At 74.6% G+C, this 11,761-nt stretch carries 10 protein-coding genes; 7 read left to right on the top strand and 3 right to left on the bottom strand.

Features of this window, described 5'->3' with window-relative positions:
* Nucleotides 1-74 precede the first annotated feature (74 nt).
* Together MCM47_RS26595 and MCM47_RS26590 are read left to right on the top strand one after the other, a co-directional pair.
* Nucleotides 75-560, top strand: a complete 486-nt coding sequence (locus MCM47_RS26595; protein WP_238864233.1) for a DUF2975 domain-containing protein — start codon at nucleotides 75-77, stop codon at nucleotides 558-560.
* Complete coding sequence (locus MCM47_RS26590) at nucleotides 560-781, top strand: helix-turn-helix transcriptional regulator (protein ID WP_238864232.1); 222 nt, start codon at nucleotides 560-562, stop codon at nucleotides 779-781. The genes MCM47_RS26595 and MCM47_RS26590 overlap by 1 nt, the downstream gene beginning before the upstream one ends.
* A 39-nt stretch (nucleotides 782-820) precedes the next feature.
* On the opposite strand, the gene MCM47_RS26585 is transcribed toward MCM47_RS26590, so the two are convergent.
* Complete coding sequence (locus MCM47_RS26585) at nucleotides 821-1,591, bottom strand: hypothetical protein (RefSeq protein WP_238864231.1); 771 nt, start codon at nucleotides 1,589-1,591, stop codon at nucleotides 821-823.
* A 352-nt stretch (nucleotides 1,592-1,943) separates the two neighbouring features.
* Between MCM47_RS26585 and MCM47_RS26580 the strand changes: the two genes are divergently transcribed.
* On the top strand, nucleotides 1,944-2,639 hold the full coding sequence (locus MCM47_RS26580) for a type 1 glutamine amidotransferase domain-containing protein (protein ID WP_238864230.1): 696 nt from the start codon (nucleotides 1,944-1,946) through the stop codon (nucleotides 2,637-2,639).
* Between the two features lie 132 nt (nucleotides 2,640-2,771).
* Here MCM47_RS26580 and MCM47_RS26575 read toward each other — a convergent pair whose 3' ends face one another.
* Together MCM47_RS26575 and MCM47_RS26570 are read right to left on the bottom strand one after the other, a co-directional pair.
* A complete protein-coding gene (locus MCM47_RS26575; protein WP_238864229.1) occupies nucleotides 2,772-3,800 on the bottom strand; it encodes an ROK family protein in 1,029 nt (342 codons plus the stop codon).
* Between the two features lie 147 nt (nucleotides 3,801-3,947).
* Entirely contained in the window at nucleotides 3,948-4,676 is a 729-nt protein-coding gene (locus MCM47_RS26570; RefSeq protein WP_238864228.1) for a MerR family transcriptional regulator, read from the bottom strand.
* Between the two features lie 62 nt (nucleotides 4,677-4,738).
* On the opposite strand from MCM47_RS26570, the gene MCM47_RS26565 reads away from it, so the two are divergent.
* The 4 genes from MCM47_RS26565 to MCM47_RS43405 all read left to right on the top strand — a co-directional run bounded on the left by MCM47_RS26565 (nucleotide 4,739) and on the right by MCM47_RS43405 (nucleotide 11,701).
* Nucleotides 4,739-5,215, top strand: coding sequence for a DUF6194 family protein (locus MCM47_RS26565; protein ID WP_238864227.1), 477 nt, complete (start codon nucleotides 4,739-4,741; stop codon nucleotides 5,213-5,215).
* A 207-nt stretch (nucleotides 5,216-5,422) separates the two neighbouring features.
* Entirely contained in the window at nucleotides 5,423-6,445 is a 1,023-nt protein-coding gene (locus MCM47_RS26560) for a LacI family DNA-binding transcriptional regulator (protein ID WP_238864226.1), read from the top strand.
* A gap of 174 nt (nucleotides 6,446-6,619) precedes the next feature.
* Nucleotides 6,620-6,967 (top strand): trypco2 family protein, encoded by a 348-nt coding sequence (locus MCM47_RS26555; RefSeq protein WP_238864225.1) that lies wholly within the window; start codon nucleotides 6,620-6,622, stop codon nucleotides 6,965-6,967.
* Nucleotides 6,968-7,018: 51 nt separating this feature from the next.
* Nucleotides 7,019-11,701, top strand: a complete 4,683-nt coding sequence (locus MCM47_RS43405) for a tetratricopeptide repeat protein (RefSeq protein ID WP_238864224.1) — start codon at nucleotides 7,019-7,021, stop codon at nucleotides 11,699-11,701.
* The last annotated feature ends 60 nt before the right edge of the window (nucleotides 11,702-11,761 follow it).

The raw sequence follows: 11,761 nt of genomic DNA, 5'->3' as shown, positions 1-11,761 counted from the left end.
TCGGTCGGGCTCGGCCTTGCTCAACCTATCGAAAGTCGATAGATTCCCATCGCAACTCGATGGAGGGATGGGTCGTGGGAAGACTGACCGTGCGTGCGCTGCGCACCGTGCTCGTGGTGGTGCTGGCCGGCACCGTGGGTGTGCAGGCGCTGATGGTGTGGGCGCTGGCCACCGATCCGGAGGACGGGTCGCTCCCCCTCACTCCGCTGCGCCTGGTCACGATCCTGGGGCTGGCCGCGGTCGAGGTCGCCGTGGTCTGCGTCTGGCGACTGGTGGCGATGGTGCGGCGCGGAACCGTGTTCTCCCATGCCGCCTTCCGGTACGTGGACGGCGTGATCGGCGCGATCGTGGCGGCCGCCCTCGTGTGGTTCGCGGTCACGGCCATCAACGCACCGGGCCAGCGGGAGGACCCGGGCGTCACGGTGATCATGGCCGGCGTCGGCGTCGCCATCCTGGGCGTCGCGCTCATCGTGCTCGTGCTGCGCATGCTGCTCGCCCAGGCCGTCGCGCGTGACGTCGAAGCGACGCAGATGCAGGCCGAGTTGGACGAGGTGATCTGATGCCGATCGCCGTCGACATCGACGTGATGCTGGCGAGGCGGAAGATGTCCGTGGGCGAGCTCGCGGACCGCGTGGGCATCACGCCCGCCAACCTGGCGGTACTCAAGAACGGCCGCGCCAAGGCGGTGCGCTTCACCACGCTCGCCGCGCTCTGCGAGGTGCTCGAGTGCCAGCCGGGCGACCTGCTGCGCTGGGAGGCCGGGACCGCCGCGGATGGGTGACGGGCCGCACCGGCCCCGACCGGGCCGGTGCGGCACTCCTCAGCTCGGGTAGGTGATCGAGCCCAGCGGCGGACAGGGCGCGAGCACGGTGCCGGCGCCGGGGCGCTCGACGAAGGCCCGGGCCGCGCCCGCCTGCAGGCGGTGGGACTCCAGTTCGTCGGCGTGCCAGGCATCGCGCCTGGCGCGGGCGTAGTCCCAGGTGTCGTCGATGAGGCTGAGGCTGACGTTGCCCGAGCTGCGTCGGAGGTCCTGCTTCACGGCGGCCTGCTGGAGCGCGGTCTGGGTCGCGGCGAGGTCCAGGCGGGTGACCAGGACGCCGGGGGTGTTCGGTTCGCGGGTCGGCAGGGGGGCCTGCGGGAGCAGCGACACCCCGGTGTCGAGACGGCCGATGTTGTCGAGGTTCGCCCGCTGGGCGTCCCGCGCCATGATCTGTATCTCCCGGTGCAGCCAGAAGAACTCGTCGAGGTCGGCCTGGGTGATGCGCATCCGCTGGTACAGGGCCTGGAAGCGGGGGTCGCGGTGCAGCGGGCGGATGGGCGGCAGGTGGAGCGCCACGCAGTCGTTGTAGCCGGCGTTCACCGCGGCGTCGAGGTGGAGGACGAACCGGTCCGTCTCTCCGCGTGCGAAGGCCACGTCGGCGAGGCCCGCATGGCCCGCGGCGACGAGCCACGTGCCCTCGGGGCCGAGCGCCGTGGCGCGCGCGACGACGTCGTGGAGGCTCGCGGTGCCCACGGCGGGGGCGCCGTGGGTCAGGAGTTCCACCAGGACTTCGTGAACGCGGGCGATCAGGGAGTTGACGGTGTCGGCCATGGATCTCCTCGGACTTCGGCGGTGAAGGGCGGGAAGCGGTGTCGAGCACGCGTCGGCGTGTGCGGTTGTGGCAGTCCCATGGAGATGACGGGTGGGCGGGGTGAGCGGTTCCTGCTCGTGCCCCGCCGCGGTAGGCGATCCCGGTGAGGAATCGACCGTCCCGCGCCCGGCACCGGCGTTGCCGTCGGCCGCGGGCGCGTGAGCGCGCCTAGGTTCGAGGGCGACAAGCACCCCGACACCGCGTGCTTCGACACCGCGAACCCGGCACCGCGTGCCTCGACACCGTGTGCCCGGGATCCGCTCCGGTGCCGCGGGAGGTCGGGGTCCCGACCCGGAACTGGGAGACCGCACCGTGGCAAGGATCCTCTTCGTGATGACCGGCGCCGACCGCTGGACGATGGCGGACGGCACCAAGCACCCGACCGGTTTCTGGGCCGAGGAAGCCGCCGTTCCGTACGAGCTCTTCAAGGGCGCCGGACACGAGGTCACCGTCGCCACCCCGGGCGGCGTGGTTCCCCCCGTGGACCGCGCGAGCCTCGCTCCGGAGGTGAACGGCGGGGCGGAGGGGGCGCAGCGGGTCGCCGACACGCTCGCGGGATTCACCGAGCTCCAGCACCCCGTCCGCCTCGCGGACGTCGAGCTCGACGACTACGACGCCGTGTTCTACCCCGGCGGCCACGGCCCGATGGAGGACCTCGCGGGCGACGCCGACTCGGGCCGGCTGCTGGCCCGCACGCTGCACTCCGGCAAGCCCCTCGGCGTGGTCTGCCACGGCCCGGCCGCCCTGCTCGCCGCGGTGGACGCCGACGGCGCCAACGCCTTCGCCGGCTACCGTGTGGCCGCCTTCACCAACGACGAGGAGACCCAGGCCGGCCTCGCCGACAAGGCGCCGTGGCTGCTCCACGACCGGCTCCGCGAGGCGGGCGTCCTGGTCCAGGAGGGCGAGCCGTGGGCGCCCTTCGTGGTCGCGGACCGCAACCTGGTCACCGGTCAGAACCCCTCCTCCGCCGGGCCTCTGGCCGAGGAGCTGCTGAAGCGGCTGGCCTGACCCCGCGGCCGCCGGGTGCCGGGTGCCGGGTGCCGGTCCGTCCGGAGCTGAAGCGGCTGGTTCAGTCTGCCGCCGGTCGGTGATGCGTCCGGCTCCAGCACGTCGGTTGCCAGGGCGTTGGCCGGCAGGGCGTCAGGTCGGCAGGGCGTCGAGGGCCAGGGCGGCGGCGCCGACCAGGCCGGCGTCGGTGCCCAGTCGGGCGGGCAGGACGGTGACGCCGGAGGCGAAGGGAAGGGTGGCGTAGTCGGCGAGGTGGCGCCGCAGGGGCTCGAAGAAGACCTCGCCGGCCTGGGCGACCCCGCCGCCGATCACGGCGGCTTCGATCTCCACCAGGGTGGCGGTGGCGGCGATCCCGGCGGCGAGCGCGCGGGCGGCGCCGTCGAAGGCCTGCCGGGCGATCGGGTCGCCGGCCCGGGCGGCCTCGGCCACTGCGGCGGCGGAGGCGTCGGCCGGGCCGCCGGGGCCGGTCGCGCCCCCGGTGCCGGTTGCCACCTCGGTGCCCGCCGGGCGCCAGCCGGCCTCGCGGGCGGTGCGGGCGATGGCGGTCCCGCTGGCCAGGCCCTCGATGCAGCCGCGCGAGCCGCACGGGCAGGGGCGGCCGTCGAGGTCGACGGTGATGTGGCCGAGATGGCCGGCGTTGCCGGTGGGCCCGGTGTGCAGCCGCCCGTCGAGGATCAACCCGGCGCCGACACCGGTGGAGACGACGATGCAGAGCGCGTTCCGGTACGGGCGGGCGGCGCCCCGCCAGTGTTCGGCGGCGGCCATCGCGACGGCGTCGCCGCCGAGGACGACCGGCCGGCCCTCGGCGCCCGGGTGCGCGGCGACGGCGTCGCGCAGCGGAAAGTCGCGCCAGCCGGGGATGTTCACCGGGCTGACCGTGCCTCGCCGGATGTCGACCGGTCCGGCACTGCCGACACCGACCGCCCGGGCGGTCGCGGCCAGCGGGTGCTCGGCGACGAGGTCCAGGACCCGGTGCACGGTGGCGAGCACCGCGTCGGCGCCCTCCCGGGCCGGGGTGGGCAGCTGCACCCGGTGGAGGAGTTCGCCGTCCGGTCCGACCAGGCCACCCGCGATCTTGGTGCCGCCGACGTCGAGCGCGGCGAGCAGGGCGGGCCGCTCGGGGCGCTGGTCGTCGGGGGCGGCGGCCCGGTCATGGCTCATCGTGGCTACTCCGGCGTTCGTGGGCGGGCGGGTGTCCGGTCACCGGGCGGGGCCCCGCAGGCGGTCGGTCGGGCCGATTCTCACCAACTCTGACAACGTTGTCCAGGCGATGGGCCGGGACGGCAGCCCGGGCATCCGGGGAACCGATCAGGCCGTCCCCCCGGCCGCGGAGAGGATGGCGCCGAGAGCGGCCGCACCGTCGAGCAGGGCCTTGGAACGGGTCGCGAGCTCGGCGTCCCGGGCGGCCAGCGCGGTGGTGACGTCCGGCGACCGGTGCGCCCGCCGGAGTTCCGGGACGAGTGCCCGCAGGGGTGCGATGCGATAGCCGGCCCTGCGCAGCTGGTGGACGATCCGGGCGTCCCGCACCTGGGCCGGCGTGTAGCGGCGCGCTCCGCGCACGGGGCCGCGGTCGGGCACGACCAGGCCTTCCGCGTCCCAGTGCCGGAGCGTCGAAGGGCGTACGCCGAGAGCGGCGGCGAGCTCGGAGACGCTCATCGCGTCCGAAGCGCGGACGTCCCCGATCGGCTCGTCGGCAACAGCCCGCGCGGCCTCCTTGGCCCGCCCCAGTTCCGTGCGCTCCAGGTGGAGCCGGGCGTGCGCCGCGTCGAGCAGGGCGAACACCTCCGGCGAGGCCGGGAACCGGTGTGCGGCGCGCACGATCCTCCGGGCCTCGGCCGGGCCGCAGCCGGCGGCCAGGGCCCGGTAGGCCAGCGCGGACTGCAGGTGCACCTCGCCGTGGACCCGGTAGCCCGCGGCCGTGCGGGTCGCGGGCGGCAGCACGCCGTCGCGTTCGAGGTTGCGGATCTGCTGGACGGAGCATCCGACCTGCCGCGCCACATCGACCGTGCGCAGACCACCTGATTTGAGACTCGGCACCCTGGGGAACCGTCCTTTCGTCCTCTAAGTCTCCACGAGCACGTGAATGCCACGCTGGAGCAATGACACCAGAGGAGATCATCGACTTCGTGGACGGCCTCGACGGCGTCCTCACCCTCAGACCGGCCCCCGGCGACGGCACCCCGGAGATCAGTTGGGGCGACGCGTTCTTCTACTACGCGCCCGACGGCGTCACCCCCACGCGCACCCAGCCGTTCGCGACGGTGGTGACCAAGGACTGTCCCGGCGACGCGGCCTCACGTCTGGACCGGCCGGGCGCCTTCCGCGTGAACGTCGCCGCCGGGAGGGCGGCGTTCGAGCGGTGGACCGGGCACGCCCCCGGCGATCCGGCGGCTGCCGCGGTCGACCCCGGCGAGGCCGACACCGTGATCGCGCACCCCGTCTACGGCGCTGCCGGCTGGCTGGCCGTGGTGAACCCGGGCCCCCGGACGGGCACGGCAACACGCGACCTGCTGGGCGAGGCCCACCGCCTGGCACGCTCGCGGTACGAGCGACGCGCCGGGTACGAGCCGCGCTGAGCCCGGGTGGTGAGCGCGTCCCCGCCACGCCGGCGCCGGCCGCCGTACGCGGGCCGCCGTGCGCGGGCCGGGACAGCCTGCGCCCGTGCAGCTCCGTCCCCTCCGGCACGTCGGCCACCGGAACGAAGCCCGACCGCCCGGGGCCGAGCGTGCGGCCGGGCAAGGGGGCGAGTGGCGTGCGGCGCGGCGGCGCTAGGCTGCGGTGGCATGACCAGGAGCAGAGCCGGATCCCGACCGACCATGCGGGACGTGGCCGCGGCGGCGGGCGTCGGGCTCAAGACCGTGTCCCGCGTCGTGAACGGCGAGAGCGGCGTCACACCCGCCACCGCCGCGCGGGTGCGGGCGGCGATCGCCGAGCTGGGATTCCGCCGCAACGACAGCGCCCGGCTGCTGCGCACCGGCCGGACCGCGAGCATCGCCCTGCTGCTGGAGGACCTCGGGGACCCCTTCTCCTCGGCGCTGTCGCGCGCCGTGGAGGAGGTGGCCCGGGCCCGGGAATGCCTGCTGTTCGCGGGATCCAGCGCCGAGGACGCGCAGCGCGAGCGCGAGCTGGCACTGGCCTTCTGCGCCCGCCGGGTCGACGGGCTGCTGATCGTGCCGGCCGGGGACGACCACCGCTACCTGCTGCCCGAGGCGGCCGCCGGCACCCCGGTGGTCTTCCTCGACCGGCCCGGCGCCGGGATCGACGCCGACGCGGTGCTCAGCGACAACGCGGTCGGCGCCCGGGTGGGGGTGCGGCACCTGATCCGGCACGGTCACCGCCGGATCGGCTTCGTCGGCGACCTCCCGCACATCCACACCAGCGCCGAGCGCCTCCGCGGCTACCGGGAGGCCATGGCCGAGGCGGGCCTGCCCGTCGACCAACGGTGGATCGCCACCGGCTCCACCGACCGCGCCACCGTCGCCCGGGCGGTGGCGGAACTCACCGGTGGACCCGGCGCCGTCACCGCGCTGTTCACCGGCAACAACCGGATCACCCTCGCCGCGCTGCACCACCTGCCGACGGGCGCCGGACGGCCCGCCCTGGTCGGCTTCGACGACCTCGAACTCGCCGACCTGCTCGCCCCGGGCCTGACCGTCGTCGCCCAGGACCCTGCGGGCGTCGGCGCGAGCGCCGCCCGGCTGCTCTTCGACCGGATCGACGGCGACCACGGCCCCGCCCGGCGGATCGAGGTCCCCACCCGACTGATCGCCCGCGGCTCCGGGGAGACCCCGCCCCCTGCCGGCTGACCGCCGCCGACCGTGCCACCCGACCCGGCGCGCGGTAGCCATCCGAGCGCCCCCGGCGCGCCATCGCGCCCCCTGCAGCGCCTGCACACCCCGTCAACTTCAGCCATTGGCTCGCCAGTTCGCCTGCGCGTGCCGACCAAGTCCTCCTAGGGTGTCGGCTGAAAGCATGATCCTATGGACGGAGTACATGAGGTGGACATCGGGCTGGCGGACGCTGTGGCGGCCGTGCGGGACGAACTGCTGGAGGCCGCGGCCCGGGGCGCGGGCCAGGACCTGGCCTTCACGGTCGGGCCGGTGGAGATGGAGTTCGAGGTCGAGCTGCGGGCCGACGCCAACGCCAAGGGTAAGTTCAAGGTCTGGGCGGTGACCGCCGAGGCGGGGGCCGGAGTCTCCCGCGGACGTACCCACCGCGTCTCGTTCACCCTGACACCGAGGAGCGCCGACGGCGCGGACCTGCTGATCCGCGGAGCGGCGCCCAGGCGGAAGGGCCCGGGGAACACGGCCGAACACCGGCCGGGCTGATCGGCACGGGAGCCGGGCGGGGTCGGAACGGAACGGTCGCAGGGGGGGCTGGTGGAGCGGGATCGCGTGGTGGCGGTCGAAGGGCCGGAGGACGGCTACGGATCCGGCTACGTGGTCGGGCGCCGGTTGGTCCTGACCTCGGCCCACGTCGTCCGCGAGGCGGAGACGGTGGAGCTGTACCGCCCGGGCGGGGGAGCGACGTATCGCGGCCGAGTGGTGTGGCGCGGCCGGAGCGGCGGCCGTGACGACGCCGCCCTGGTGGAGGTCACGGACGAGCGGTGGTGCCCGCCCAGGAGCGCGTCGACCCGATGGGGGAGGCTCGCGACCTCGCTGCCGGCTCACCCGTGCGAGACGCAGGGCGTGCCGGACGCGGCCCAGGACGATCCCGAGTTCAACGAGAACCGGCACCTGGCCGGGTGGATCAACCCGGGTAGCGGCCTCGTCGGCAACCGGTACGTGATGAACCTGGAGGGCACCCCGCCCGGCTGGGTCGGCCGACCGGGGCAGCCGTGGGGCGGCCTCTCGGGCGGTGTGGTGGTCTCCGGCACGATGGTGATCGGTGTCGTCGTCTCGGAGAGCCGCCACTTCGGCCACGGCGAGGTGCAGGTCGTGCCCGCGTACATGCTGCACCGCGACGACGGCTTCCGGGCGGCGCTGAAGCGGTACGGCGCCGACTCGCTCGCCCTCGAGCCGGCCGAGTTCGCCGACCTGGTCGGCGGCGAGGCCGTCGACGTCGCCAGTCCGAACGGTTCGCCGACCGCACTGCTCCAGGCCGAGCGGCAGGTCGTCGGCTTCCACGGCCGCGGACCACTGCTGGACGAGCTGGTCACCTGGTGCCGCCAGGACGGCTTCGGCAGCTGGCTGCTGCACGGCCCCGGGGGCCAGGGCAAGACCCGTCTCGTTCGTGAGCTGGGCCGGCGCCTGACCGCAGAGCCGAAGCCGGACGACGATCCGGACCGGCTGCCGTGGACGGTGGTCTGGTTGCGACCCACCGTCCCGCTGGACGAGCCCTCGCTGAAGAGGCTGCGGGAGACGACCGGCCCGCTGCTGGTGGTACTCGACTACGCCGAGGCCAGGGTGGACCAGCTGGCGCTGCTCCTCGGGACGGTCCGGGAACGGCAGGTGCCGTTCAAGCTTGTGCTGATCGCCCGGACGGCCGGGCACTGGTGGAAGCACGCCCGCACCGCCGGCGGCGCCGCCGCGGACCTGCTGCGCCGCGCGCCCGTGGTGGAACTGCCGCCCCTGGCGGCGGACAAGGCCGAGCGGGCGGCGTTGTACCGCCGGGCCGCGGAAGCGTTCGCCCGGAATCTCCCGCACGTGCGCGGGTGCTCCGGCCCGAAGTGGCGGGACCTGGCCGCCGGGCTGCCCCTGCCGGACCTGGGCCGGGCCGGCTTCGACAACGTCCTGACCCTGCACATGACCGCCCTGGCCGACCTGTTGGACGAGGGCATGCCGGCCACCGCGGGCTCGGCGTCCGCCGACCCGGACGACGTCGAGACGCGACTGCTCGTGCACGAGTCCCAGTACTGGCGCCTCACGCTGAAGCAGGGTGAGGAGGAACCCGGGTACCTGGCCTTCAAGGACGCCCTGGCGGCCGCGACCCTGCTGGGAGCGGACGACTACGAGCGGGCCGACGCCGTCCTGCGCCGAGTGCCCTCCCTGCCCGACCACCTTCTGGACACCGTGGACGGGTGGATCGCCAAGCTGTACCCGCCGGACGGCACCGGCCGCCGGCCGTGGGGGAGCCTGCAACCGGACCGGCTCGCGGAGCGGTTCGTCGGCGAGCACGTCCTGGAGCGCCGACGCCTCGTCCCGGCGCTGGTCGAGGGCATCGACCGGGCCGAGGCGGAACGCTTCCTCACGCTCCTCGCCCGCGCCGCCCACCACCGCCCGCTGCGCGACCGGCTGGCCCCGTTGCTCGCCGGGCTGTGCGGCGGCCACGCGGACGTGCTGGCGCTGCCCGCGATCGCCGTGGCCACCCAGGTCGAGGAGCCCGAGCCGATCCTGGACGGTCTGCGGAACCTGCTCGACGCGCCGTCCACCGGTGCCGAGGACCTGGCGGTATGGGCCGCGGCCGTCCCGGACTTCTCCTACAACCTCGGCCCCTGGGCCGTCGAGCTCCTCCGGCGGCTGGTCGAGATCCGCCGCGCACGAGGTGTCGGTGGTCCTGAGGAGACACTGGCCCTCGCCGGCGATCTCCGCGACCTGTCCAGGAACCTCAACGCGGTCGGTGCGGAGGCCGAGGCGCTGGTCCACGGCGATTCGGCCGTCGAGCTGCTGCGCCCGCTGGCGCAGGCCCGGGGCATGGAGGATCCGCATGGTGTACGGGCGTGGAACGGGCTGGCGGCCGGGCTCAACAACCGGGCAGCGGTGCTCGGGAAGTTGGGCAGGCGCCAGGACGCGCTGGAAGCGGCCGAGGAGGCCGTCGGCATCTTCCGGAAGCTGGACACAGCCGGCGCCGCCGAGAATCCGGCTCATCTGTTGCGTTCCCTGGCGACCCTGGCCGTCCGACAGGGGCGGCTCGGCTTCGGCCGGGAGGCGTTGGCGACCATGGAGGAGGTCGTGGCGCGCCAGCGGCACCTGGCGCGCGCAGGCGACGAGGAGGCTCTGGCGGATCTCGCCCTGGACCTGAACAACCTGGCCGTCTGCTGCTCGGCCGAGGGACGCCGCGAGGGGGCGTTGGAGCGGAGTCAGGAAGCGGTCGAGTTGCTCCGGCCGCTGGCCGAACGCCGACCGGACGCCCACCGGCCCCAGCTTGCCGTGGTCCTGGGCACACTGTCGAGCGCCCTGGGAGCCATGGGCCGGATGCAGGAGGCCCTGGAGACGATCGAGGAGGCGATGATCATCCGGCGCCGGCTCGCCGACCGGCGCCCGGCCGAGTACGGGGCGGATCTGGCGCTGGGTCTCAACGCCCTCGCCGTCCGGTTGAGAGCGGTCGGCCGCGGCAGTGAGGCGCTCGCCCGTATCGAGGAGTCGGTCGTCCTGTACCGGGAGCTGGCCGCAGCGGGACCCGTCGCTCACACGCAGGATCTGGCCATGGCCCTGCACAGCCAGGCGGACGAGCTTGCGGACGCCGGCGACGTGGAGGAGGCGCTTCGCGTGGCGGAAGAGTCCGCCGAGCTCTACCGCAGACTCGACCAGGACTTCCCCGAGGCGTTCGCCGAGGACTACGCGAAGGTCCTGTCGTCCCTGGGGAGCCGCCTCGGCACGGTCGGCCGGGTAGACGAGGCCGTCGAAGCCCTGCAGCTGGCCTCGCGCATCTACCGGTCGCTGTCGGACGGCCGCGCCGACGCGGTACGTCCCGGGCTGGCCCGGTGCCGGGACACACTCGGCACCGTCCTCCTGGCCGCCGGGCGGACCGCCGAGGCGCTCGCGGTGGTCGAAGAGGCCGTTGCCGTCAGCCGCGAGCTGGCCGCTGCCAACCCCGCAGCATTCGGACTCGATCTCGCCCGCGCCCTTACCCACCAGTCCTACTGCCTGCGGGACCTGGGCCGGATGGAGGAGAGCGTCCCGCTCGCGCTGGAGGCCGTGGAGGCGGCCCGATCGACCGCGGCCTTGCCCGATTCGGCCTTCCTGCTGGGCCTGCTCAGCGAGCTGCTGATGCTCGCGAGACGGTCGACCGAGGCGCTGGCGGCCGTAGCGGCGATCGTGTCGGCGCGCCGCCGACTGGCGGAGCTCGACCCCGTCCGGCACGGGCCGTCACTGATCGACACGCTCCAGCTGTTCGCCATTCAGCTCGGCCGCACGGGCCGTCTCCCGCAGGCGATGACCGCCACGGAGGAGTTGGTGGGGCTTCGTCGTCGGATCTGGAAGGAGACGGACACCGCCGCCGCGCGGATCGCGCTCGCCGAGTCTCTGGGCAACCTGGGCAACCTGCTGATGCAGGCGAACCGCCGGAGCGAGGCGCTCGAGCAGGTGGAGGAGGCCGTGGCGCTATGGCGGGGGCTGCCGGAGACGGAGCGGGCCGCCTATGGTCCGGGCTGGGCTTCGGTCCTCACCAGCCGGGCGATGCTGAGCTGGGCGGCCGGCCGTGGTGGCGAGGCGGTGGCCGCGCTCACCGAGGCGGCTGCCGCGTTCCGGCAGTTCCCGGAGACCTCGCCGATCCACCATGCCGGAACCGCGATGGTACTGACCATGCACGGCAGCCTCCTGGCCGAGTTCGGCGACCCGGCGGGGGCGTTGAGGGTGCTGGAACAGGCGGTGGCGGCCGGCCGGGCCGTCATGGGCGCCGGGATCGAGGCCTACGAGAACGTCCTGGCCGACGCACTGATCGCCCTTGCCCAGTGCCGGGCGGAGGCCGAACCCCCGCATCCCGGAGCGCTCGCCGAGGCCGAGGAGGCCATCCGGCTCTGCGAGCGCCTCGCAGCGACCGAGCCGGACGTCTACGGGCCGAATCTGGCCAGAGCCCTGCCCACCCTCGCCCTCTGCCTCGCACAGTCCGGGCGCACCGAGGAGGCACTGGCGACCGCCGAGGAAGCGGTGGAGCTCGCCCGTCGGAACCTCGCCGAGGACCACGCCCTGACGGACGTGCTGCTGGCGGGCGCACTTCTCGTCCAGGCCAAGGTCCGGCTGCTGGCCGACGTGAGGCTCGGCGAGGCCCTCACCGCAGTGGACGAGGCGATCGTCCTCATGGAGGGCCGGGCGGCCCGCGAACCCGCCCTGGTGGCGCGGGGGCTTCCCAAGGCGGCGGAGCTGCGCGACCGGCTGACGGCTCGCCTGGAGCGGCCGGAGTGAGCGACCGGGGCGCCCGGCCGACCCGGGACCCCACCCAGAACGTGCCCGGTGCATCCGGGA

This window comes from Kitasatospora sp. A2-31 (assembly GCF_022288725.1).
Taxonomy (GTDB): Bacteria; Actinomycetota; Actinomycetes; order Streptomycetales; family Streptomycetaceae; genus Kitasatospora.
The sequence above is the reverse complement of the archived record's forward strand: the minus strand, read 5'-3'. Positions and strand labels throughout refer to the sequence as shown.

Bases quoted from the DNA above. Each gene is read 5' to 3' on its own strand.
- MCM47_RS26590 (WP_238864232.1), top strand. From the start codon at position 560: ATGCCGATCGCCGTCGACATCGACGTGATGCTGGCGAGGCGGAAGATG.
- MCM47_RS26585 (WP_238864231.1), bottom strand. From the start codon at position 1,591: ATGGCCGACACCGTCAACTCCCTGATCGCCCGCGTTCACGAAGTCCTG.
- MCM47_RS26575 (WP_238864229.1), bottom strand. From the start codon at position 3,800: ATGAGCCATGACCGGGCCGCCGCCCCCGACGACCAGCGCCCCGAGCGG.
- MCM47_RS26565 (WP_238864227.1), top strand. From the start codon at position 4,739: ATGACACCAGAGGAGATCATCGACTTCGTGGACGGCCTCGACGGCGTC.
- MCM47_RS26560 (WP_238864226.1), top strand. From the start codon at position 5,423: ATGACCAGGAGCAGAGCCGGATCCCGACCGACCATGCGGGACGTGGCC.
- MCM47_RS26555 (WP_238864225.1), top strand. From the start codon at position 6,620: ATGGACGGAGTACATGAGGTGGACATCGGGCTGGCGGACGCTGTGGCG.